The following is a 22,642-nucleotide window of genomic DNA, read 5'->3' as shown; positions in this document are numbered from 1 at the left end:
CTCACGACCGACGTTCACCGCGACAGGAGAAGCCGATGGGGAAGAACCAACGATCGCAGATCACGATGACGGATTCGGAGATCGCCGAATTCGTAGATCGGAGCCGGATCGCCACGCTCGCAACGGTGGCAGCGGACGGCAGACCTCATCTGGTCGCCATGTGGTACGCCGTGATCGACGGCGAGATCTGGTTCGAGACGAAGTCGAAATCGCAGAAGGCGGTCAACCTGCGCCGTGACGATCGGGTCACCGTCCTGATCGAGGACGGCCAGACGTACGACACCCTGCGCGGAATTTCCATCGAGGGCCGGGCGGAGATCGTGGAGGACCCGGACGCGATGTTCGCGGTCGGGGTCAGCGTGTGGGAACGCTACACCGGGCCCTACACCGACGATCTGCGTCCCGCCATCGATCAGCTGCTGTACAAGCGGGTGGTCGTGCGGATCGTTCCCGAGCGCATCAGGAGCTGGGATCACGCCAAGCTCGGCATGCCCGCGATGCCGGTGGGCGGGACCACGGCCGCGTACCTGGAGACGGCCGACCGCCGCGCCTGATCCCGGGCCGGAAAAACGGGAGCATTCTCGGTGCCCTCGGCGTAGCTTCACAGAGTGAACCGACTACCCGAGGGAGTTCACCATGACTGACGCCAGTAACGAGGACACGAAAAAGAAATTCCGCGAAGCACTCGAGCGGAAGAATCATCAGGCCGGGCTGTCCACCGATCACAAGGACGGACATTCCAAGGCGCACGAGGCCCACGGCCCTGCCGACCACAAACGCGAATTCCGCCGCAAGACCGGATAAACGACACATCGTCCGAATAAAGAGAAACACCCTCCAATTTCTTGGAGGGTGTTTCTTTTTGTAGCCCCGACGGGATTCGAACCCGCGCTACCGCCTTGAGAGGGCGGCGTCCTAGGCCGCTAGACGACGGGGCCAGGAACTTTGTCTTGCTTTGGAAGCTCAGCAAGCATAGCTTCCAGAAGTTCGGAGTCAAAATTGGCCGAACTTCCGCTGGGGTACCAGGACTCGAACCTAGAATGGCGGTACCAGAAACCGCTGTGTTGCCAATTACACCATACCCCAATGGCCGTTCTCGAACCGCTGAGCTTCTGGGCTCTGCGGCCCGCCTCGGGCCGAAGAAGAGATTACCAGCCTACTGCCGGGATTTACCAAATCGTATGGTCAGAGGCTATTTTTGCACCCTTTTCGGCCCGAGAGCGGCGTTCTAGCCGGCGATGCCGGCCCGCGCAGAGCGCAGCCGGGACAGCGAAACGTCGCGTCCGAGCAGTTCCATCGATTCGTAGAGCGGCGGGCTGATGTGCGAGCCCGTGACGGCCACCCGCACCGGAGCGAACGCCTTACGTGGCTTGAGGCCCAGTTCGTCCACGAGAGCGGTCTTGAGGGCCTCTTCCAGTGAGGCCGCATCCCACGCCTCGACTGCGTCCAGCGACGCGAGGGCGGCGTCCAGAACGGGTGCGGAGTCGGCGCCCAGGTTCTTGGCAGCGGCGGCAGGATCGATCGCGAAGTCGGCCTCGTCGACGAACAGGAACTTCAGCAGGTCCCAGGCGTCGGACAGGACAACGATGCGCGTCTGAACCAGTTCGGCAGCGGTCGCGAAGACGGACTCGTCCACGGTCTCCCCGAGATGGCCGTGGAGCGTCAGGAACGCGCGCAGGCGCGCCGCGAAATCAGCGGGCTCGAGCAGCCGGATGTGCTCGGCGTTGATCGCGTCGGCCTTTTTCTGGTCGAACCGGGCCGGATTGGAATTGACCTTGGAGATATCGAAGGCGGCGACCATCTCGTCCAGCGAGAACACGTCGTGGTCGTCGGAAATACCCCAGCCCAGCAGCGCCAGGTAATTCAACAGTCCCTCGGGGACGAAACCGCGATCGCGATGGATGAAGAGATTCGACTCGGGGTCGCGCTTGGACAGTTTCTTGTTGCCCTGTCCCATGACGAACGGCAGATGCCCGAACTTCGGAGTGAACTCGGCCACGCCGATCCGCTGCATTGCCTCGTAGAGGGCGAGCTGCCGCGGCGTCGACGACAGCAGGTCCTCGCCGCGCAGGACGTGTGTGATCTTCATCAACGCGTCGTCGACGGGGTTGACCAACGTGTACAGCGGAATCCCGTTGCCGCGGGTGAGGGCGAAGTCGGGAACGGTTCCGGCCTTGAACGTCGTCTCGCCGCGCACGAGGTCGTCCCACGTCAGGTCGTGGTCCGGCATCCGGAGGCGGACCACGGGTTTGCGGCCCTCGTCGAGGAACGCCTGCCGCTGCTCCGGTGTCAGATCACGATCGAAGTTGTCGTAGCCGAGCTTGGGATCGCGGCCGGCCGCCTTGTGCCGCTCCTCGACCTCCTCGGGTGTCGAGAACGACTCGTACGCCTCGCCCGCCGCGAGCAACTTCGCGACGACGTCCAGATGCAGGTCCCGTCGCTGGGACTGACGGTAGGGCTCGTACGGTCCCCCGACCTCCGGGCCCTCGTCCCAGTTCAATCCGAGCCAGCGCAGCGCGTCCAGGATCGCCTGGTACGACTCCTCGCTGTCACGGGCAGCATCGGTGTCCTCGATGCGGAACACGAACGACCCACCGTTGTGTCGGGCGAACGCCCAGTTGAACAGGGCGGTTCGGACGAGCCCCACGTGCGGGGTTCCGGTGGGCGACGGGCAGAAACGGACGCGAACTTCGCTTGTGGTCATGGCTCACTTGGGTCGACGCTGGGAAAACGGACTCCTACAGGCTAGTCCGCTCCCGATTTCGACACGAGAGCCGTCAGCGCTTGGCAGTCACCGGGTTGGTGAGGGTGCCGATGCCACCGATGGTCACGCTCACGCTCTGGCCGTCGACGATCGGACCGACGCCTTCGGGGGTGCCCGTGAGGATGACGTCGCCCGGGAGCAGCGTCATGACAGCCGACACCCATTCTATGATCTTCGGAATGTCGTGCAGCAGAAGCGAAGTGTTGCTCCGCTGCTTCACCACTCCGTCCACCTCGGTGGTGATGTCGACGTCGGAGGCGTCGAGCCGGGTCTCGATCCACGGTCCCAGTGGACAGAACGTGTCGTGGCCCTTCGCCCGCGTCCACTGCCCGTCGTGGCGCTGGTGGTCGCGGGCCGACACGTCGTTGGCGGCCGTGTACCCGAGCACCACGTCGAGAGCCTTGGCAGCGGGCACGTCCTTGCAGGGGCGGCCGATGACGACCGCGAGTTCTCCTTCGTAATGAACTTCATTGGAGGACTTCGGCAGGACGATTGCGGCGTCGGGGCCCACGATCGAGGTGTTGGGCTTGAGGAAGATCACAGGATCGGCAGGCGCCTCTCCCCCCATCTCGGCGGCGTGGGCGGCGTAGTTCTTTCCGATCGCGACGACCTTGCTCGCGAGGATCGGGGCCAGCAGTCGCACATCGGCGAGCGGCCAGCTCCGGCCGGTGAAAGTGGGGGTGCCGAAGGGGTGCTCGGCGATCTCCTTCGCGATCCGGGACTCCTCGTCCCCCTCGATACTGACGAACGCAACACCATCGGGACTTGCCACTCGACCAAGACGCATGGCGCCGAGTCTATCGGCCCCGGTTCACCGCCGTACCGGGACGCCGGGGGACGCGAGGTATAGACTCCGCATGTTCCCCAATATATGAGACTTCAATCCTAGATATTGAGATGACATGACTGCATCGATCGACACGCCGTCCGCCGTCGGAACTGCCCGCAGATGGTGGATGCTCGCCCTCGGGATGTTCGCCCAGGCCGCACAGGCGGTCTTCGTCAACGGCGTCGCCTTCCTGATCCCCGAACTCCAGGAGAACCACGGGCTCAGCCTCGCCCGCACCGGACTCCTCGTCGCCGCACCCACCCTCGGAGTCATGCTGACGCTGATCGCGTGGGGCGCCCTGGCCGACCGCTACGGCGAACGCCGAGTGCTGGCCGCCGGAATGGCGGCCACAGCGGCCGCGGGAATCGGCGCGGCCCTGTCCGGATCGCTCACGGCCACCGCAGCCTTCCTGCTGCTCGGCGGCATGGCGGCGGCCTCGGCGAACGCCGCGAGCGGGCGCGTCGTCGTCGGATGGTTCCCGCCCGAGCGCCGCGGACTGGCGATGGGTATCCGGCAGATGTCGCTGCCGCTGGGCATTGCCTGCGCTGCGCTGACGCTCCCCTCGGTCGCACACGACCACGGCATCGGATGGGCGCTCGCGCTGCCCGCTGCCCTGTGCGCGACTGCCGCGCTGGCCTGTGCACTCTGGGTGGTCGATCCGCCCCGGCCGAGCCGAAGCGCCGCGGAGGATCTCGGCATGCTCGCGAATCCGTATCGCGACAGCGGAACACTGTGGCGCATCCACGCCGTCTCGGTGCTGCTCGTCGTGCCCCAGTACACGGTATGGACGTACGCGCTCGTGTGGTTGATCTCCGAAAGACATTGGGAAGCAACGGCGGCAGGCCTGATCGTGACAGTCGCCCAGATCCTCGGCGCGTTCGGCCGGATGGGAGTCGGTTTCTGGTCCGACGTGGTGGGCAGTCGCATGCGTCCGCTTCGCTGGGTCGCCGTCGCAGGCGGAGTGTCGATGGCGGCGCTCGCCGTGACGGATGCGCTGGACTCGCCGCTGGCGATCGCGGCGCTGCTGACGGCGTCCGTCGCGACCGTGGCACCGAACGGCCTCGCCTTCACCGCCGTCGCCGAGATCGCGGGTCCGTTCTGGGGCGGGCGCGCGCTCGGCGTCCAGAACACCGGTCAGTTCGTCGCGGCCTCGATCGTTCCCCCGGTGTTCGGCGCACTGATCGGAATCGTCGGCTTCCCGGTGACTTTCGCCATAGCTGCGGGATTTCCGGCCGCCTCGATACCACTGATCCCCGTGGCCCGGTCCGAAGACCGGGCCACGGGGATCGAGGGAGACAAGATCGAATCGCGGTCCTAGAGGGCGGCGGCGATCCGGTCGCCGACCTCCGACGTGACGACCTTCGAGTCACCGCGGGACGCCAGATCGGCCTCGACGGCAGCTTCGATGCGCGCGGCATCGCCGTCCCGGCCGAGGTGACGCAGCAGCAGCGCCGCGGACAGGATGGCCGCCGTGGGATCCGCGATCCCCTGGCCGGCGATGTCCGGGGCGCTGCCGTGCACCGGCTCGAACATCGACGGGTTGGTCCCCGACGCGTCGATGTTCCCCGACGCCGCCAGTCCGATGCCTCCCGTGACCGCACCCGCGAGGTCGGTGATGATGTCGCCGAACAGGTTGTCCGTGACGATCACGTCGAAGCGTGACGGATCGGTGACCATGTAGATGGTGGCCGCGTCGATGTGGCAGTACGCCGTCTCCACGTCCGGGTATTCGGCCGACACCGTCTCCACGGCACGCGTCCAGATCGCACCGGCGTTGGAGAGGACGTTCGTCTTGTGGATCAGGGTGACGTGCTTACGCCGGGTCTGCGCGAGCGCGAACGCGTAACGCACCACCCGCTCGGCACCGAACCACGTGTTGATCGACACCTCGGTCGCGATCTCGTGCGGGGTGCCGACGCGGATCGCGCCACCGTTGCCGGTGTACGGACCCTCGGTGCCCTCGCGCACGACCACGAAATCGATGTCCGGCTGCGCCGCGAGCGGCGACTTCGATCCCGGATAGAGCTGCGAGGGACGCAGATTCACGTGATGATCCAACGCGAATCGCATGTTCAGCAGCAGACCCCGCTCGAGCACACCCGGCGTCACCGACGGGTCGCCGATGGCGCCCAGCAGGATCGCGTCGTGCTCGCGGATAGCCGCGAGATCGGCGTCCGGGAGGAGCTCCCCGGTGGCGTTGTATCGACGGGCACCGAGGTCGTACTCGGTGGTCTCGAGATCGGGTACGAGCTTCCGCAGCACCTTCAGCGCCTCGGCCGTGACCTCGACACCGATGCCGTCACCCGGAATGACCGCAAGCTTCATGAACGCCTCACTTCACATAGAGCTGTGCGCGTGCCACGACAACGGGGGTCGTGACACGCGCACAGTGGGGATTAGGCCAGGTTGACGAGCTCGATCTTGGTGGCACCGACGGCGGTGGAGATCGCGTCCCGCACCTCGCTCGGCACCTCCCGGTCGACGCGGAGGAGGATGGTCGCACCCTCGCCCTCGGCGTCCTGGCTGAGCTGCGCAGCCTGGATGTCGATGCCGGCGTTGCCGAGCTGCGTGCCGATCTTGCCCAGCGCGCCGGGCTGATCGGTGTAGTTGACCACCAGGTTGAGACCCTCGGCGCGCAGTTCGAAGTTGCGGCCGTTGATGTTGACGATCTTCTCGACCTGCTGCGGGCCGGTCAGCGTGCCCGAGACGTTGATGACACTGCCGTCGCCGAACACGGCGCGCAGGTCCACCACGCTGCGGTGGTTGGGGCTCTCGGCGGCCTTGGTGACCTCGGCCGTGACGCCGCGCTCTTCCGCGAGTGCGGGAGCGTTGACGAACGTGACCGCGTCCTCGATGACGGCGGAGAACACACCACGCAGAGCCGAGAGCGCGAGCACCTCGACGTCCTCGGAGGCGAGCTCACCGCGCACGTCGACGGAGAGGTTGACGGGCAGTTCACCCGACAGGGCGCCGATGAGCACACCCTGCTTGCGGACGATCTCGAGCCACGGGGCAACTTCCTCGCCCACGGCGCCACCGGACACGTTGACGGCGTCGGGAACGAAATCGCCTGCGAGAGCGAGCAGTACAGACTTCGCGACGTCGGTTCCGGCGCGGTCCTGCGCCTCGCTCGTGGACGCACCGAGGTGCGGAGTCACGACGACCTCGGGCAGGTCGAACAACGGGCTGTCGGTGCAGGGCTCGGTCTCGAACACGTCGAGGCCCGCGGCGCGCACGTGACCCGACTTGATGGCCTCGGCCAACGCGGCCTCGTCGATCAGACCGCCTCGGGCAGCGTTGACGATGACGACGCCCTTCTTGGTCTTCGCCAGGTTCTCCGTGCCGAGCAGTCCCTTGGTCTCGGGAGTCTTGGGGAGGTGCACGGAGATGAGGTCGGCGCGCTCGAGCAGTTCGTCGAGGGTGACGAGCTCGATGCCGAGCTGCGCGGCACGGGCGGCCGACACGTAGGGGTCGTACGCGATGACGTGCGTCTCGAACGCGGCGAGACGCTGCGCGAACAGCTGGCCGATCCGGCCGAGGCCGACGACACCGACGGTCTTGCCGAAGATCTCGACACCGTTGAACTTGCTGCGCTTCCATTCGCGGTCGCGCAGGGTGGCATCGGCAGCGGGGATCTGGCGGGCGGTGGCGAGCATCAGCGCGACGGCGTGCTCAGCGGCCGTGTGGATGTTGGACGTCGGGGCGTTGACGACCATGACACCGCGCTCGGTGGCGGCGGGCACGTCGACGTTGTCGAGGCCGACGCCGGCGCGGGCGACGATCTTGAGCTTGGTACCGGCCGCCAGGACCTCGGCGTCCACGGTGGTGGCGGAACGGACGAGGATCGCGTCGGCCTCGGGCACCGCCGCGAGCAGGGCCGGTCGATCAGGTCCGTCGACCCATCGCACCTCCACACCGTCGCCCAATGCCTCGACGGTGGACGGCGCGAGCTTGTCGGCGATCAGAACTACAGGACGGCCTGGCTGGCTCACGTGCAAACTCCCTGAGTAGGTGGGTGTGGGGGTGTTTTAACCACACACAGCTTAGTCCGCCCTCACAGGGAAACCGCATCCTGGTCTGCGATACCACATAGTGGACGCCTGCAACAACGGAATCGGACACGAAACAACACCGGCCCGATGTCACATCGGGGGCCTCTGACGAGACCGATGCGACATCGGGCCGGCGGTTGGTGGAACTGTAAAGCAGTGAAACCTAGGCGGTTTCGGTGATCGGGCGGTCGACCCAGCTCATCAGGTCGCGCAGCTTCTTGCCGGTGACCTCGATCGGGTGCTCGGCGTTGGCCTTGCGCAGGCCCTCGAGCTCGGTGTTGCCGTTCTCGACGTTGGCGACGAGGCGGCGGGTGAACTCACCCGACTGGATGTCGGCCAGGATCGCCTTCATGCGCTCCTTGGTGCCGGCGTCGATGACGCGCGGGCCGGAGAGGTAGCCACCGAACTCCGCGGTGTCGGACACCGAGTAGTTCATGCGGGCGATGCCACCCTCGTACATGAGGTCGACGATGAGCTTGAGCTCGTGCAGCACCTCGAAGTACGCCATCTCGGGCGCGTAGCCGGCCTCGACCATGACCTCGAAACCGGTCTTGACCAGTTCCTCGGTGCCGCCGCAGAGCACGGCCTGCTCGCCGAAGAGGTCCGTCTCGGTCTCTTCCTTGAACGTGGTCTTGATGACGCCGGCGCGGGTGCCGCCGATGCCCTTGGCGTAGGACAGTGCGAGGGCCTGGCCCTCACCCTTCGGGTCCTGGTCGATCGCGATGAGCGCGGGAACACCCTTGCCGTCGACGAACTGACGACGCACCAGGTGGCCGGGGCCCTTGGGGGCGACCATGCCGACGGTGACGAACTCCGGAGCCTTGATCAGGTCGAAGTGGATGTTGAGGCCGTGTCCGAAGAACAGCGCGTCGCCGTCCTTCAGGTTCGGCTCGATGTCATTGGTGAAGATCGACGCCTGCGCGGTGTCGGGTGCCAGCACCATGATCACGTCGGCCCACTCGGAGACCTCGGCGGGGGTACCGACGGTCAGGCCCTGCTCCTCGGCCTTCGCGCGGGACTTCGAGCCCTCCTTGAGGCCGATACGCACATCGACGCCCGAGTCGCGCAGGCTCAGCGAGTGCGCGTGGCCCTGGCTTCCGTAACCGATCACAGCGACCTTACGGCCCTGGATGATCGACAGATCGGCATCGTCGTCGTAGAACATCTCGACTGCCACAGTTCAACCTCTTTCTTGGATTTGCGTATCTAAAGTACTAGCGAGTGGCCGTGATGGACTTCGGCCCCCGTCCCACGGCCACGACCCCGGACTGCACGATCTCCCGGATACCGTACGGATCGAGCATCCGCAGCAGCGCATCCAGCTTGGATCGCGTTCCAGTCGCCTCGATCGTGACCGACTCCGGGGAGACGTCGATCACCTTGGCGCGGAACAGATTCACCGTCTCGATCACCTGCGTGCGCACGCTGGCGTCGGCTCGCACCTTGATGAGCACCAGCTCACGGGCGACGGAGGCCTCACCGTCCTGCTCGACGATCTTGATGACGTTGATGAGCTTGTTGAGCTGCTTGGTCACCTGCTCGAGCGGGAACTCGTCGACGGTCACGACGATGGTCATGCGGGAGATCTCGGGAAGCTCGGTGCCACCGACGGCGAGCGACTCGATGTTGAACCCACGACGGGAGAACAGCGCGGCCACCCTGGCCAGCACGCCCGGCTTGTCCTCGACGAGAACACTGAGGGTGTGGCTCGTACTCACTGATCTTCCTCCCCGGCCGCTGCGGCCATGCCCGAACGCTGCTCGCGCTCCATGGCCTCGTGAATGACGGCCGGCTCGGCGGCCGCCTCGTCGTCGTCGAACAGCGGACGGATGCCCCGCGCCGCCATGATCTCGTCGTTGCTCGTGCCCGCCGCGACCATCGGCCACACCTGAGCGTCGGCGCCGACGATGAAGTCGATCACCACGGGCTTGTCGTTGATGGCCTGCGCCTCACGGATCGCCGCCTCGACGTCCTCTTCGCGCTCGACGCGAATCCCGTGGCAGCCCAACGCCTCCGCCAGCTTGACGAAGTCGGGGATGCGGATCGCGCCGTGCGTGCCGAGATTGGTGTTGGAGTAGCGCTCGTCGTAGAACAGCGTCTGCCACTGGCGCACCATGCCGAGGTTTCCGTTGTTGATGAGCGCAACCTTGATCGGGATGCCCTCGAGCGCGCAGGTGGCGAGTTCCTGATTGGTCATCTGGAAGCAGCCGTCACCGTCGATGGCCCACACCTCGGTGTCGGGCATGCCCATCTTGGCGCCCATCGCGGCGGGGACGGCGTAACCCATCGTGCCGAGACCGCCGGAGTTCAGCCAGGTGCGCGGCTTCTCGTAGTTGACGAACTGTGCGGCCCACATCTGGTGCTGGCCGACGCCGGCGCAATAGATCGCGTCGGGACCGGCGAGCTTGCCGACCGACTGGATCACGTACTCCGGGGACAGCGCGCCGTCGGACGGACGGTCGTAACTGAGGGGGTACGTGCGACGGATGCCGTCGAGGTACGCCCACCACTCGGTGAGGTCCAGCGTGGTTCCGGTGGCCAGGTCGGCCTTGATCGCCTCGATCAGTTCGACGATGACCTCTTTGCAGTCGCCCACGATCGGGACGTCCGCGTACCGGTTCTTGCCGATCTCCGCAGGGTCGATGTCGGCGTGGATGACCTTGGCGTCGGGGGCGAACGAATCGAGCTGACCCGTGACCCGGTCGTCGAAACGCGCGCCGAGCGTGATCAGCAGGTCGCTGCGCTGCAGTGCCGCCACTGCCGCGACCGTGCCGTGCATGCCGGGCATGCCACAGTTCAGCGTGTGGCTGTCCGGGAACGCGCCGCGCGCCATCAGCGTGGTGACCACCGGAATGCCGGTGAGCTCGGCCAGTTCGAGCAGTTCCGGAGACGATTCCGACTTGATGACCCCGCCACCGACGTACAGCACCGGGTGTTTCGCGTCGGCGATCAGGCGGGCCGCCTCGCGGACCTGCTTGCCGTGCGGCTTGGTGACGGGACGGTAGCCGGGCAGCCGCATCTCCGGCGGCCACGAGAACGTGGTCTGGGCCTGGAGAACGTCCTTCGGGATGTCGACGAGCACCGCGCCGGGACGACCGCTGGAGGCGAGGTAGAAGGCCTCCGCGATGATCCGGGGGATGTCGACGCCGTCGGTGATGAGGAAGTTGTGCTTGGTGATCGGCATCGTGATGCCGGAGATGTCGGCTTCCTGGAACGCGTCCGTGCCGATGAGCGCGCGGCCGACCTGTCCGGTGATGGCCACGACCGGAACGGAGTCCATCTGCGCGTCGGCGAGCGGCGTCACGAGGTTGGTCGCACCGGGACCGGACGTCGCCATACAGACGCCGACCTTGCCGGTCGCCTGGGCGTACCCGGTGGCGGCGTGGCCTGCACCCTGCTCGTGACGGACGAGCACGTGCCGGACCCTCTTCGAATCGAAGAGCGGGTCGTAGACAGGGAGAACGGCGCCACCCGGAATGCCGAATACCGTGTCGACCTCGAGCTCCTCGAGGGCTCGGACCACGGACTGGGCGCCGCTGACCCGCTCGGGGGCGAGTTGGCGGCGGCTACCGGTCTGAGTCGCGGCGGCCGCGGTCGTCGGGCTTGCTGCCCCCGACTTGCGCGGCGTGGGTTGAGGCCGTGCGGTTGGTGCGCTCACTGGGAAATCCTCTGATTCTGGCTCCGGGCAACAAAAAACCCCCGTCAGCTGATGCTGTACGAGGGTGGCGCGTCGTTATCTGGCGAGTTGAAGGAATCGACTCAGGCGACGACGCGCCGGCCGATTACGAGCAACTCATTCTGTTTCACGCGCTCGACGGTAGGCGCGCTAATAGTGAACAGTCAACTTGGTGAGTCGGCCGTCCCAGAATATGAGATACATCGGCTGCGGTGCGAAGATGTAGAGGTGTCAACTCCGCAGCAGCCCGTGCCACCAGAATCATCATCCCACACGACGAACCCACCCAAGCAGGTCATCCGGATTTCTCCCCTGGCCTATCTGGGATGCGCCTTCCTCCTGTTCGCCGTGTCGTTCCCCATCTTCGGCTGGCCGGCCGCCTTCGGCTGGCTCGTGATCGCCCCGATCGTCGCGGTGGCCTGGGTCGCGCGGGTGCGGACCACGGTCACGCCCGACGGACTCGAGGTGCGCCGGCTGTTCGGCGGCCGGTCGCTGGCGTGGTCCGAGATCACGGGATTCCGCTTCCCCAAGCGCGGCTGGGCCCGGGCCACGCTGACGGACGGGGGCGAGGTGACCCTTCCCGTCGTCACATTCGACCGGCTTCCCGATATCGCCCAGGCGAGCGGCGGCCGCATCACCGACCCCTACGCGGCAGCCGCCGCGGCGGACGAGGCGGCCCACCACGCCGACACCGAATCGAATGGCGAGCAGCCGGTGAAGAACCGGCCGGACACAGACGGGGAATAGTGCGCGAGTAGCGTTTGTCAGTACTTCCGTACGCTGACTAAGGAATACGCTCATGCCCCCGCTGAGGTCCCGAACCACCACCGCAGGACGAAATGCCGCAGGCGCCCGCGCACTGTGGCGCGCCACCGGAATGACCGACTCCGACTTCGGGAAGCCGATCGTCGCGATCGCGAACTCGTACACGCAGTTCGTTCCCGGGCACGTCCACCTGAAGAACGTCGGCGACATCGTCGCCGACGCCGTCCGCGCCGCCGGTGGTGTACCTCGTGAGTTCCACACGATCGCTGTCGACGACGGCATCGCGATGGGGCACGGCGGCATGCTGTATTCCCTTCCCAGCCGCGAGATCATCGCCGACTCCGTCGAGTACATGGTCAACGCGCACACCGCCGACGCCCTCGTCTGCATCTCCAACTGCGACAAGATCACCCCGGGAATGCTCAATGCCGCACTGCGTTTGAACGTTCCCACCGTGTTCGTGTCCGGCGGACCGATGGAGGCCGGCAAGGCGGTGGTGGTGAACGGTGTCGCCCAGGCACCGACCGACCTCATCACGGCGATCTCGGCGAGCGCCAACGACGAGGTCGACGAGGAAGGACTGTCCGAGGTCGAGCGCAGCGCCTGCCCGACGTGCGGGTCGTGCTCGGGGATGTTCACCGCGAACTCCATGAACTGCCTCACCGAGGCGCTCGGTCTGGCGTTGCCGGGCAACGGTTCCACGCTGGCCACCCACGAGGCCCGTCGCGCGCTGTTCACCCGCGCGGGAACCACCGTCGTCGAAGCCGCGCTGCGGTACTACCGGGACGAGGACGACTCCGTCCTCCCCCGCAACATCGCGACGCCTGCCGCGTTCCGCAACGCGATGGCGCTGGACGTCGCGATGGGCGGTTCCACCAACACGGTGCTGCACACCCTCGCGGCCGCGCAGGAGGGTGAGGTCTACGACTTCGACCTCGACAAGATCGACGAGATCAGCCGCAAGGTGCCGTGCCTGTCGAAGGTCTCGCCCAACTCGGACTACCACATGGAGGACGTGCACCGGGCGGGCGGAATCCCCGCCATCCTCGGCGAACTCCGCCGGGCCGGACTGCTCGAGAGCGACGTCTCGACCGTGCACACCGAGAGCTTCGACGAGTGGCTCGACACGTGGGACATCCGGTCCGGCAAGGCATCCGACGAGGCCGTCGAACTCTTCCACGCCGCGCCCGGCGGCGTCCGCACCACCGAGCCGTTCTCGACGAACAACCGCTGGTCGTCGCTCGACACGGACGCCGCCAACGGCTGCATCCGCGACTTCGAGCACAAGCACACGGTCGAGGGCGGCCTGGCCGTGCTGCGCGGCAACATCGCCGTCGACGGCGCGGTCATCAAGACGGCGGGCATCGACGAAGACCTGTTCCACTTCCAGGGACCCGCGCGCGTCGTGGAGTCGCAGGAGGAGGCGGTGTCGGTGATCCTCGGCAAGAAGATCCAGCCCGGTGAAGTCCTCGTCGTGCGCTACGAGGGTCCCGCAGGCGGCCCGGGCATGCAGGAGATGCTGCACCCCACCGCATTCCTCAAGGGCTCCGGCCTCGGAAAGAAGTGCGCGCTGATCACCGACGGCCGATTCTCCGGCGGTTCCTCCGGACTGTCCATCGGCCACATCTCCCCCGAGGCCGCCAGCGGCGGCGCCATCGGCCTGGTGGAGGACGGCGACCAGATCCTCATCGACATCGCGACCCGCACGCTGAAGCTCCTCGTCGACGACGCGGTGCTCGCCGAGCGCCGGGCGAAGATGGAGTCGTCCGAGCGTCCGTGGCAGCCGGTGAACCGCGAACGCACCGTCACCACGGCCCTGCGCGCGTACGCCGCGCTGGCCACGTCCGCCGACAAGGGCGCGGTCCGTCAGGTCCCCTGACGCACCCCGCACCGGGCACACGGACACGAAGCCGGGTGCCGCAGCAGGAGCTTCCTGCCGCGGCACCCGGCTTCCGTCGTCGGGGCGCTCACGGATTCCACCTCGGATGTGACCGCGCTCACGGGTGATCAACTCGCTCAGACGGAAACACCCCAGAACACGTTCTACTGATCGAAATGATCAGTTGAGCCCGCGCTTCTTGCACACGGCGCTCAGTAGTGGTTCCCTCAGTTGGCCGTTGAGACCTACATCACAATCGGCAGCACCACCGGAACATCTCCGGCCCACGAGGCCATCGGGAACACAACCTAGGAGCGACACATGCCAGGAGTCGGCATTTGGCGAACGAAATCCGTTGAGCAATCCATAGCGGACACCGACGAACCCGACACCCGGCTGCGGAGGGAACTCACCGCGAAGGACCTCACCGTCTTCGGTGTCGCCGTCGTGATCGGCGCCGGTATCTTCACGCTCACCGCCCGGACTGCAGGCAACGTCGCCGGGCCGTCCATCTCGCTCGCCTTCGTCCTCGCCGCCATCGCGTGCGGCCTGGCCGCCCTCTGCTACGCCGAGTTCGCATCCACCGTCCCCGTCGCGGGCAGTGCGTACACGTTCTCCTACGCCACCTTCGGCGAGTTCGTCGCCTGGATCATCGGCTGGGACCTCATCCTCGAATTCGCCCTCGCAGCGGCCGTCGTCTCCAAGGGCTGGTCGCTGTATCTGGGTAACGTCCTCGGGTTCAGCGGATCCACCACAGCCCACCTCGGTCCCATCGACTTCGACTGGGGCTCGCTGATCATCGTCGGCGGCATCACGATCGTGCTCGCCATCGGGACCAAGGTGTCCTCACGCGTGTCCGCCGTCATCACGGCCATCAAGATCGCCGTCGTCCTCCTCGTCATCGCCGTCGGCGTGTTCTACATCAAGAAGGAGAACTACGCCCCGTACATCCCGCCCGCCGAGAGCAACGAGAGCGCCGCGCAGGGTGTGCACCAGACCCTCTTCTCCTTCCTCTCCGGAGCCGACGGCAGCAGCTACGGCTGGTACGGCCTCCTCGCCGCAGCAAGCCTCGTCTTCTTCGCCTTCATCGGATTCGACGTCGTCGCCACCACCGCCGAAGAGACCAAGAACCCGCAGAAGGCGCTCCCCCGCGGCATTCTCGGCTCGCTCGCGATCGTCACCGTGCTCTACGTCGCCGTCACCCTCGTGCTCACCGGCATGGTGAAGTACACCGACCTCAAGACCGGTAGCCCACTCGTCGGCGACAGCAGCGCCACCCTCGCGACCGCCTTCGAGGCACACGGCATCACCTGGGCCCAGACCGCGATCAACTTCGGCGGACTCGCGGGCCTCACCACCGTCGTGATGGTGATGATGCTCGGCCAGACCCGCGTCCTGTTCGCCATGTCCCGCGACGGACTCGTGCCCCGCGGTCTCGCCAAGACCGGCAAGAACGGCAGCCCGGTCCGCATCACCCTGTTCGTCGGCGCCGTGGTCGCACTCCTCGCCGCCTTCTTCCCGATGGGCACGCTGGAGGAGATGGTGAACATCGGCACCCTCTTCGCGTTCGTACTCGTCTGCATCGGCGTCATCATCCTCCGCCGCACGCGTCCCGATCTGCCCCGCGGATTCCGCGTTCCGCTCGTTCCGCTGGTTCCCATCCTCGCCGTCCTGGCCTGCGGATGGCTGATGCTGAACCTCTCGGTCGAGACCTGGATCCGATTCCTCGTGTGGATGGCCCTCGGCGTCGTCGTGTACCTCGCCTACGGCCGGCGCAAGTCGGTCCTCGGACAGAAGCTGGCCGCACAGGCCGGCCCGCCCGAGGAGGAGAACATCCCGGAACTCGTCCAGCGCTGATCTGACGAAAACGACTGCGCCGCACCCCCGATCCGGGGGTGCGGCGCAGTCGTGGAATGTACGAGGCGATCAGATGAGCGGGTTGGCGCCGTTCAGGAAGATCCACACGCACACACCGGCGCCGATGCCCAGGATCAGTGCCGCGAACGACCCGATGAACGGGCGCGTCGCCCAGCCGCGACGGCCGTCGAGCGAGATACGCCCCGGCCCGGTGAGAATGATCACGCCGGCGCACACACCCAGCAGCGTCTCGTACTCGGTGCCTGCGGGCGCAAAGTACTCGAGCCCCGGTTCCGCGATCTGCCGGAACGCCCACGCATTGATCATCACGGCCAGCACCGAGGCGGCGGCCAGCGGGGTGACGAGACCGAGGATAAGCAGCGCCCCGCCCGCGACCTCACCGATAGCACCCAGGATCGCGAGCAGTTTCGCCTGCTGGAACCCCGAGTTCACCAGCACCTCTTCGAACCCGTCGAGTCCCGGACCGTTCCACATCCCCGTCAGCTTCTGCAGACCGTGCACGAGTGCCGTTCCGCCGACCGCGAGTCGCAGGGCCAGCAGTCCGAGGTCCAGGGTGCCGCGGCCGATCTTCACGTCGCCCTCGCCGATCCGATCGGTCGACCGATCACCCGCCGTGGCCCCGAGGGACGCGCCGGAACCCGCGCCGATCACCTGCGTCGGCTGGTCCGACGTGTCGGACGCCGCCGACTGCCGGTATGCGGGGATCTGCTCGGTGGGGAGGCCCGCGCCGCGCGCATCGCCGTAGTCGAGTTCGTCGTCGGTGTGCGGCAGGCCCTGCCCCGTGGATCCGGACGTCGGCGTGGCCGACGGGAAGCGCTCGGTGGGAAGGTCGTAAGGGCTCGAGACCTTGCCGTAGCCGGGTGAGGCGCTCTGGTCCGCAGCACCCTGGTCCGACGACTCGCTGGGGTCTTTCCGCATGTCAGTCACACCGTCAAGCCTAGGTCGATCGGCCGGACATCGCTGGTAGGCGGAACCGGCGTGGCGGCGACCTCGCACTCTTCCGTAACGTCTCCATCATGATGGTGGGTGGGCGGCGCCGCACGGCGTCCCGCAAGATGGCGATGTCCGCGCTGTGCGTGACGGCGGTCCTCGCCGCCGGGTGCGCGAAATTCGACGACTCCGCGTCCTCACCCTTCACACCCGAGCCGACGGGTGCGTCGGGCGCCGAGGTGGAGCCGGAGAACCCACCACCGTCCACAACGACCACCCCACCGCCGAGCGGGCCTCTGGGACCGTGCCAGGATCCGGACCCCAGCGTGATCGCGACCTGTCTCGACACCACCGGCGGACTCGTCGTCCTCCCCGACGGGGCCACCGCCCTGGTCGCGGAGCGCCGGACCGGGCGCATCCTTCAGGTAGCTCAGGGGCAGACCCCCAAGGAGATCGCGCACGTCGACGTCGACGGCACCACCGACGGTGGACTCCTCGACATCGCGCTGTCGCCGAGTTTCGTCGAGGACAACCTCATCTACGCGTACGTCACGACCCCGACCGACAACCGGGTGGTACGGATCGCACCGGGAGACTCCGCCAAGGAGGTTCTCGGCGGGATCCCGCGCGGCGACGCGGGCAATGCGGGTTCGCTCGAATTCTCGGGCGACGAACTGATGGTCCTGACCGGAAACGCGGGCAACGCCGCCGCGGCCGCCGATCCGGCGTCCCTCGCCGGGAAACTGCTGAAGGTCACCGCCCTGTCGCCCGCACCGACTCCGGCGCAGCCCCGCCCTCAGGTGGTGCTGTCGGGCATCGGGGTCGCCGGAGGGGTGTGCGTCGACCCGGGTGTCGCCGTGTGGGTCACGGACCGCACACCGCTCGAGGATCGGCTGCTGCGGGTCAGCGCCGACGGAGCCGTGTCGTCTCCGGTGTGGACGTGGCCGGAGCGGCCCGGCGTCGGCGGCTGCGTCGCCGCCGGTGACGTCGTGGCGGTGTCACTGAGCACCGCGAAGGCGATGTCCGCACTCGCTGCCGACCCCGGCACGGGAGCCGTCACCACCGCCCCCGGTGTCATCGTCCAGGACCGGTACGGCCAACTCGGCGGCGCCGCGCTCGGACCCGACGGTCTCATCTGGGTGAGCACCGTCAACAAGACCGGCGGTCAGCCCGGACCCAATGACGACCGCGTGATCAAGATGCCCCTGCCGTCCGGCGGCGGCGGATTCGACTGACGGCCCGCCCCGTCGAAACGAACGGGACGCTCGTTCGGTTGATCCGAACGAGCGTCCCGTTGGTGCAGAAGGGGTTCAGCCGCAGGCCTCGATGACCAGTTCCTTGACGCGGGCCGGGTCGGCCTGACCACGCGTGGCCTTCATCACGTCGCCGACGATCTTGCCCGCGGCCGCGACCTTGCCGCCGCGAATCTTCTCGGCGATGTCGGGGTTCGCGGCCAGAGCCTCGTCGACGGCCGCCTTCAGCTTCGTGTCGTCGCGTTCGACGACCAGCTCGGGGTGGTTCGCGACGACCTGCTCGGGGTCGCCCTCACCCTCGAGGACGTGGTCGACCACCTGGCGGGCCACCTTGTTGTTGAGCTTCCCGCTGTCGATCAGCGCCACCACCTGCGCGACCTGAGCCGGCGTGATCGGCAGCTCGGCGAGTTCCACCCCGCGGGTGTTCGCCTGCTGCGCCAGGTACGACACCCACCAGGACCGTGCGGCCTCCGGGGAGGCGCCGGCGTCGACGGTGGCGATGACGAGGTCGAGGGCCCCCGCGTTGACGAGGTCGCGCATGACCTCGTCCGAGACACCCCAGTCGGCCTGGATCCGGGCGCGGCGGACCCACGGCAGCTCCGGCAGAGTGCCACGCAGCTCCTCGATCCATTCCGCACTGGGCGCGACCGGCTCGAGATCGGGCTCCGGGAAGTAGCGGTAGTCCTCAGCGGTCTCCTTTCGGCGGCCCGGCGACGTGGTCCCGTCGGCTTCCTGGAAGTGCCGGGTCTCCTGGATCACCTCACCGCCGGCCTCCAGCACCGCGGCCTGCCGGCGCATCTCGTACCGGACCGCCACCTCGACGCTCTTGAGGGAGTTGACGTTCTTCGTCTCGGTACGGGTCCCCAGTTCGGTCGCCCCGATCGGCATCAGCGACGCGTTGGCGTCGCAGCGCATCGAACCCTGGTCCATGCGGACGTCGGAGACGTTCAGCGACTTCAGCAGGTCGCGGAGCGCGGTGACGTACGCGCGGGCCACCTCGGGGGCGCGGGCACCGGCACCGCTGATGGTCTTGGTGACGATCTCGACGAGCGGGACCCCGGCGCGGTTGTAGTCGAGCAGCGAGTGGCTGGCACCGTGGATGCGCCCGGTCGCACCGCCGACGTGCAGCGACTTTCCGGTGTCCTCTTCCATGTGCGCACGCTCGATCTCCACGCGCCACGTGGTGCCGTCGTCGAGGACGACGTCGAGGTAGCCGTCGGTGGCGATCGGCTCGTCGTACTGGGAGATCTGGTAGTTCTTCGGCTGATCCGGGTAGAAGTAGTTCTTCCGCGCGAATCGGCCCCACGGTGTGATGGAACAGTTCAGCGCGAGTCCGATCCGGATCGCGGACTCGACCGCCGCCTCGTTCACGACGGGCAGCGACCCCGGCAGACCGAGGCACACCGGGCACACCTGCGTGTTCGGCTCGGCGCCGAACTCGGTGGGGCACGGGCAGAACATCTTCGTTTCGGTGCCGAGCTCGACGTGCACCTCCATGCCGAGAACAGGCTCGTACTTGGCGAGCACATCGTCGTAGTCGAGGAGGTCCGGAGCATCGACAGCAGTCATGCCACAGAGTTTATGCGTCCGGGCGTTCGCCGAAAAACGCGGTCAGCCGAAAAATGCGGCCGCCTCCTCGTACCGCTCCCTCGGCACCGTCTTGAGGCGCCGGGTCGCCTCCTGGAGGGGTACGAGGTCGATCGACGTGCCGTGCAGGGCCACCATGTTTCCGAAGTCGCCGCGGTGGACGGCGTCGGTGGCGTGCACCCCGAAGCGGGTGGCGAGCACCCGGTCGTACGGCGTCGGGGTTCCACCGCGCTGCACGTGCCCGAGCACCGTCGTCCGCACCTCCTTGCCGATGCGGCGGACGATCTCGTCGCCGAGCTGCTGTGCGACACCGGTGAATCGTTTGTGACCGAACTCGTCGATACCGCCCTCGCGCAGACTCATCGACTCCGGGGTCGGGGTGGCGCCCTCGGCGACGACGCAGATGAAATGCGAATCGCCGCGCTGGAATCGCTTCTTCACGAGGGAGCAGACTTCGCCGACGTCGAACGGGACCTCGGGAACGAGAGTGAGATGCGCACCGGTCGCGAGCCCGGAGTGCAACGCGATCCAGCCTGCGTGCCGGCCCATCACCTCGACGAGCATCACCCGCTGGTGGGATTCGGCGGTGGTGTGCAGGCGGTCGATCGCATCGGTCGCAATGGACAGTGCGGTGTCGAAACCGAACGTCACGTCGGTGCAGTCGATGTCGTTGTCGATCGTCTTCGGAACCCCGATCACGGGCACCCCACTCTCGGCGAGCCAGCTCGCGGCCGTGAGCGTGCCCTCCCCGCCGATCGGGATGAGCGCGTCGATCCCGTTGTCGTCGAGAGTCTGCCGGATCTGGTCGAGGCCGGCCTTCAACTTGTCGGGGTTGACCCGCGCGGTACCGAGGATGGTGCCGCCCCGGGTGAGGATTCGATCGATCCGGTCGTCGTTGGACAGCACGACCTTGCGATCCTCGAGCAGGCCGCGCCAGCCGTCACGGAATCCCACCACCGAGCTGCCGTATCGGCCGGCGGCGGTCCGAACCACCGCCCTGATCACCGCATTCAGTCCGGGGCAGTCTCCGCCTCCGGTGAGCATTCCGATCCGCATCCAAGCACCCCTCGTCGTCTCGTGTGGTGATGGTGGTTCTCATTACACATCTTGCCGCTCGAACCGTGTTCGGGCACCTCGGACCGGCAGGTTCACTCAGCCGGGTGTGACGAGACCGCTCTCGTATGCCAGGACCACTGCCTGTGCGCGGTCGCGCAGATCCAGCTTGGACAGCACCTTGCCGACGTGTGTCTTGACGGTCTGCTCGGCGACGAACAGGCGCTCCGCGATCTCGGTGTTGGACATGCCGCGGGCGATGAGTTCGAGTACCTCGCGTTCGCGGGGCGTCAGCGCCGACAGCGCGGCCGGTTTGCGGCGCGCGGTGCTGCGGCGGCTGGTCACGTCGGCGATGAGACGCCGGGTGACGGTCGGCGCGAGAAGCGCCTCGCCGTCCGCGACCACCCGCACCGCACGGATGAGTTCCTCCGCGGGCGCGTCCTTGAGCATGAAGCCGCTGGCCCCGATGCTCAGCGCCTCGTACACGTAGTCGTCGACGTCGAACGTCGTGAGCATGAGCACGCGCACCGGCGGATCGAAACCGGCCGACAGGATGACGCGGGCCGCGTCGAGTCCGTTCATCTCCGGCATGCGGACGTCCATCAGGACGACGTCGGGTCGCAGACGCCGGACCTCGCTCACCGCCACGGCCCCGTCCGGAGCGTCACCGATGACACTGATGTCGGGCTGTGAGGCGAGCAGGGCTCCGAAGCCCTGCCTGACCATAGCCTGGTCGTCGGCGATGAATACGGTGATGGCCACCCAGCCAGCCTAGGCGGAGGCGACCGGGAACTCGGCGTGGACGTCGAATCCGCCGTTGTCGTGCAGGTGGGTGGTGAGTACGCCACCGACTGCCTGCGCACGCTCACGCATACCGATGATGCCGTTGCCGCCGGTCGACTCGTGCCTGGTCAGTGCGGAGACGAGGCTCCGCCTCGGCGGCCCGTTGACGATCGACACGGACGCTATCGGCGACTCGTACGCGATCTTCACCTCGACCGCGGCGCCCGCCGCGTGGCGGGCCGTGTTGGCGAGGGATTCCTGCAGGATGCGGTACATCACGAGCCCGACCGACTCCGACACGAGCGTCGGGTCGCCATCGACGTGCCAGGAGACGGGAATGCCTGCCCTGCGGCTGCCCTCGAGCAGCTCGCTGATCTGCTGAACCCCTGGCTGGGGCGCGTGCTCGGCCAGCTGGCCGTCACTGCGCAGCACTCCGAGCAGTCCGCGCACCTCATTCAACGCTGCGCGGCCGGCGGCTCCGATCGACTCGAACTCGGCCCGCGTCTCGTCCGACATATCGGCGATGCGGTACGGCGCGCTCTGCGCCTGCACCACGACCATCGACATGTGGTGCGCGACGACGTCGTGCAGGTCCCGCGCGATGCGCGCCTTCTCCTCGAGGATCGTCCGGCGAGTGCGCTCGAGCTCACTCAGCTCCTCCTGCTGCGCGAGTTGCCGGCGGGAGAGCACCAGCCACCGGATCAGCAGGCCGAAGACGACGATCGCGGTCAGGCCCACCGCCCACCCGCGGCCGTTGGTGCCCGGGGTGTCGGCCAGGAACAGCAGGACGGTCGAGATCCATGCCACACCCACGACCGGAATCGCGGCCCGCATGCTGACGGCGGCCAGCAGGGCGAGCATCACCAGGATGTGGACCACCTGCCAGGGGTAGTCGTAACCGTCCTGCAGTGCGAAGACACGCGGAATCACCAGCGCCGAGACCGCGGAGACGGCCCACGCCAGCGCCGGATTCGACCGGATGAGCAGGAACGGGAACGTCGCGAGCGCCGCCACGAACGGTTGGATGGGGGGACTGACCTGGTGGGTCAGCTGCAGGGTCGGCCACGCCACGGCGAACAAAATCGCCGTGACCACGACGATTGCCACGTTCAGCCACTGACCTTCGGCGGCCCTCCGGATGCGCGTCTTCGTCTTCACACTGTCGACAGTAGAAACCGTGGTCACGCAGTGTC

At 67.2% G+C, this 22,642-nt stretch carries 19 protein-coding genes and 2 tRNA genes; 7 read left to right on the top strand and 14 right to left on the bottom strand.

Annotated features, from left to right (window positions below):
* Nucleotides 1-35: 35 nt before the first annotated feature.
* Together CJ177_RS05780 and CJ177_RS47270 are read left to right on the top strand one after the other, a co-directional pair.
* On the top strand, nucleotides 36-554 hold the full coding sequence (locus CJ177_RS05780; protein ID WP_005240396.1) for a pyridoxamine 5'-phosphate oxidase family protein: 519 nt from the start codon (nucleotides 36-38) through the stop codon (nucleotides 552-554).
* A gap of 82 nt (nucleotides 555-636) precedes the next feature.
* Nucleotides 637-804, top strand: coding sequence for a DUF5302 domain-containing protein (locus CJ177_RS47270; protein WP_005240394.1), 168 nt, complete (start codon nucleotides 637-639; stop codon nucleotides 802-804).
* 61 nt (nucleotides 805-865) lie between these two features.
* On the opposite strand, the gene CJ177_RS05775 is transcribed toward CJ177_RS47270, so the two are convergent.
* The 4 genes from CJ177_RS05775 to CJ177_RS05760 all read right to left on the bottom strand — a co-directional run bounded on the left by CJ177_RS05775 (nucleotide 866) and on the right by CJ177_RS05760 (nucleotide 3,551).
* A tRNA-Glu gene (locus CJ177_RS05775) sits at nucleotides 866-938 on the bottom strand.
* 76 nt (nucleotides 939-1,014) lie between these two features.
* Nucleotides 1,015-1,086, bottom strand: a tRNA-Gln gene (locus CJ177_RS05770).
* A gap of 142 nt (nucleotides 1,087-1,228) precedes the next feature.
* A complete protein-coding gene (gltX, locus tag CJ177_RS05765) occupies nucleotides 1,229-2,704 on the bottom strand; it encodes a glutamate--tRNA ligase (protein WP_061041987.1) in 1,476 nt (491 codons plus the stop codon).
* Nucleotides 2,705-2,777: 73 nt separating this feature from the next.
* Nucleotides 2,778-3,551: a fumarylacetoacetate hydrolase family protein gene (locus tag CJ177_RS05760; protein WP_005240391.1), complete on the bottom strand. Its 774-nt coding sequence runs from the start codon at nucleotides 3,549-3,551 to the stop codon at nucleotides 2,778-2,780.
* Nucleotides 3,552-3,666: 115 nt separating this feature from the next.
* Between CJ177_RS05760 and CJ177_RS05755 the strand changes: the two genes are divergently transcribed.
* On the top strand, nucleotides 3,667-4,911 hold the full coding sequence (locus CJ177_RS05755; RefSeq protein ID WP_061041986.1) for an MFS transporter: 1,245 nt from the start codon (nucleotides 3,667-3,669) through the stop codon (nucleotides 4,909-4,911).
* On the opposite strand, the gene CJ177_RS05750 is transcribed toward CJ177_RS05755, so the two are convergent.
* The 5 genes from CJ177_RS05750 to CJ177_RS05730 form a co-directional block, all read right to left on the bottom strand.
* Nucleotides 4,908-5,918 carry a 3-isopropylmalate dehydrogenase gene (locus tag CJ177_RS05750; RefSeq protein WP_005240388.1) on the bottom strand — a complete coding sequence of 337 codons (1,011 nt, stop codon included), beginning with the start codon at nucleotides 5,916-5,918 and terminating at the stop codon, nucleotides 4,908-4,910. The genes CJ177_RS05755 and CJ177_RS05750 overlap by 4 nt on opposite strands.
* 71 nt (nucleotides 5,919-5,989) lie before the next feature.
* Nucleotides 5,990-7,585, bottom strand: a complete 1,596-nt coding sequence (gene serA / locus CJ177_RS05745) for a phosphoglycerate dehydrogenase (RefSeq protein WP_005240386.1) — start codon at nucleotides 7,583-7,585, stop codon at nucleotides 5,990-5,992.
* Nucleotides 7,586-7,808: 223 nt separating this feature from the next.
* Entirely contained in the window at nucleotides 7,809-8,810 is a 1,002-nt protein-coding gene (ilvC, locus tag CJ177_RS05740) for a ketol-acid reductoisomerase (RefSeq protein WP_061700158.1), read from the bottom strand.
* A 49-nt stretch (nucleotides 8,811-8,859) separates the two neighbouring features.
* Nucleotides 8,860-9,363: an acetolactate synthase small subunit gene (gene ilvN / locus CJ177_RS05735; protein WP_005240383.1), complete on the bottom strand. Its 504-nt coding sequence runs from the start codon at nucleotides 9,361-9,363 to the stop codon at nucleotides 8,860-8,862.
* On the bottom strand, nucleotides 9,360-11,303 hold the full coding sequence (locus CJ177_RS05730) for an acetolactate synthase large subunit (protein WP_005240381.1): 1,944 nt from the start codon (nucleotides 11,301-11,303) through the stop codon (nucleotides 9,360-9,362). Before CJ177_RS05730 ends, ilvN begins: the two co-directional genes overlap by 4 nt.
* A gap of 267 nt (nucleotides 11,304-11,570) precedes the next feature.
* On the opposite strand from CJ177_RS05730, the gene CJ177_RS05725 reads away from it, so the two are divergent.
* The 3 genes from CJ177_RS05725 to CJ177_RS05715 all read left to right on the top strand — a co-directional run bounded on the left by CJ177_RS05725 (nucleotide 11,571) and on the right by CJ177_RS05715 (nucleotide 15,822).
* Nucleotides 11,571-12,068 (top strand): PH domain-containing protein, encoded by a 498-nt coding sequence (locus tag CJ177_RS05725; RefSeq protein ID WP_025432331.1) that lies wholly within the window; start codon nucleotides 11,571-11,573, stop codon nucleotides 12,066-12,068.
* A gap of 52 nt (nucleotides 12,069-12,120) precedes the next feature.
* Nucleotides 12,121-13,965, top strand: a complete 1,845-nt coding sequence (gene ilvD / locus CJ177_RS05720) for a dihydroxy-acid dehydratase (protein ID WP_005240376.1) — start codon at nucleotides 12,121-12,123, stop codon at nucleotides 13,963-13,965.
* A gap of 321 nt (nucleotides 13,966-14,286) precedes the next feature.
* Nucleotides 14,287-15,822, top strand: coding sequence for an amino acid permease (locus CJ177_RS05715; RefSeq protein ID WP_005240375.1), 1,536 nt, complete (start codon nucleotides 14,287-14,289; stop codon nucleotides 15,820-15,822).
* Nucleotides 15,823-15,891: 69 nt separating this feature from the next.
* Here CJ177_RS05715 and CJ177_RS05710 read toward each other — a convergent pair whose 3' ends face one another.
* Nucleotides 15,892-16,761, bottom strand: a complete 870-nt coding sequence (locus CJ177_RS05710) for a DoxX family protein (protein ID WP_025432330.1) — start codon at nucleotides 16,759-16,761, stop codon at nucleotides 15,892-15,894.
* Between the two features lie 98 nt (nucleotides 16,762-16,859).
* On the opposite strand from CJ177_RS05710, the gene CJ177_RS05705 reads away from it, so the two are divergent.
* Complete coding sequence (locus CJ177_RS05705) at nucleotides 16,860-18,008, top strand: sorbosone dehydrogenase family protein (protein WP_005240369.1); 1,149 nt, start codon at nucleotides 16,860-16,862, stop codon at nucleotides 18,006-18,008.
* Between the two features lie 75 nt (nucleotides 18,009-18,083).
* Here CJ177_RS05705 and gatB read toward each other — a convergent pair whose 3' ends face one another.
* The 4 genes from gatB to CJ177_RS05685 form a co-directional block, all read right to left on the bottom strand.
* A complete protein-coding gene (gatB, locus tag CJ177_RS05700; RefSeq protein ID WP_005240367.1) occupies nucleotides 18,084-19,595 on the bottom strand; it encodes an Asp-tRNA(Asn)/Glu-tRNA(Gln) amidotransferase subunit GatB in 1,512 nt (503 codons plus the stop codon).
* A 42-nt stretch (nucleotides 19,596-19,637) separates the two neighbouring features.
* Nucleotides 19,638-20,669 (bottom strand): ATP-dependent 6-phosphofructokinase, encoded by a 1,032-nt coding sequence (locus CJ177_RS05695; RefSeq protein ID WP_005240365.1) that lies wholly within the window; start codon nucleotides 20,667-20,669, stop codon nucleotides 19,638-19,640.
* A gap of 96 nt (nucleotides 20,670-20,765) precedes the next feature.
* Nucleotides 20,766-21,428 carry a response regulator transcription factor gene (locus CJ177_RS05690; RefSeq protein ID WP_005240363.1) on the bottom strand — a complete coding sequence of 221 codons (663 nt, stop codon included), beginning with the start codon at nucleotides 21,426-21,428 and terminating at the stop codon, nucleotides 20,766-20,768.
* Between the two features lie 9 nt (nucleotides 21,429-21,437).
* Nucleotides 21,438-22,634, bottom strand: coding sequence for a sensor histidine kinase (locus CJ177_RS05685; protein WP_005240361.1), 1,197 nt, complete (start codon nucleotides 22,632-22,634; stop codon nucleotides 21,438-21,440).
* Nucleotides 22,635-22,642 lie beyond the last annotated feature (8 nt).

The sequence above is a fragment of the Rhodococcus sp. ACPA1 genome (assembly GCF_002300195.1).
In the GTDB taxonomy this organism is placed as follows: domain Bacteria; phylum Actinomycetota; class Actinomycetes; order Mycobacteriales; family Mycobacteriaceae; genus Rhodococcus_F; species Rhodococcus_F opacus.
Note: the sequence above shows the minus strand (reverse complement) of the source record. Positions and strands in the feature narration are given on the sequence as shown.

Bases quoted from the DNA above. Each gene is read 5' to 3' on its own strand.
- CJ177_RS05780 (WP_005240396.1), top strand. From the start codon at position 36: ATGGGGAAGAACCAACGATCGCAGATCACGATGACGGATTCGGAGATC.
- CJ177_RS47270 (WP_005240394.1), top strand. From the start codon at position 637: ATGACTGACGCCAGTAACGAGGACACGAAAAAGAAATTCCGCGAAGCA.
- gltX (WP_061041987.1), bottom strand. From the start codon at position 2,704: ATGACCACAAGCGAAGTTCGCGTCCGTTTCTGCCCGTCGCCCACCGGA.
- CJ177_RS05760 (WP_005240391.1), bottom strand. From the start codon at position 3,551: ATGCGTCTTGGTCGAGTGGCAAGTCCCGATGGTGTTGCGTTCGTCAGT.
- CJ177_RS05755 (WP_061041986.1), top strand. From the start codon at position 3,667: ATGACTGCATCGATCGACACGCCGTCCGCCGTCGGAACTGCCCGCAGA.
- CJ177_RS05750 (WP_005240388.1), bottom strand. From the start codon at position 5,918: ATGAAGCTTGCGGTCATTCCGGGTGACGGCATCGGTGTCGAGGTCACG.
- ilvC (WP_061700158.1), bottom strand. From the start codon at position 8,810: ATGTTCTACGACGACGATGCCGATCTGTCGATCATCCAGGGCCGTAAG.
- ilvD (WP_005240376.1), top strand. From the start codon at position 12,121: ATGCCCCCGCTGAGGTCCCGAACCACCACCGCAGGACGAAATGCCGCA.
- CJ177_RS05715 (WP_005240375.1), top strand. From the start codon at position 14,287: ATGCCAGGAGTCGGCATTTGGCGAACGAAATCCGTTGAGCAATCCATA.
- CJ177_RS05710 (WP_025432330.1), bottom strand. From the start codon at position 16,761: ATGCGGAAAGACCCCAGCGAGTCGTCGGACCAGGGTGCTGCGGACCAG.
- CJ177_RS05705 (WP_005240369.1), top strand. From the start codon at position 16,860: ATGATGGTGGGTGGGCGGCGCCGCACGGCGTCCCGCAAGATGGCGATG.
- gatB (WP_005240367.1), bottom strand. From the start codon at position 19,595: ATGACTGCTGTCGATGCTCCGGACCTCCTCGACTACGACGATGTGCTC.
- CJ177_RS05695 (WP_005240365.1), bottom strand. From the start codon at position 20,669: ATGCGGATCGGAATGCTCACCGGAGGCGGAGACTGCCCCGGACTGAAT.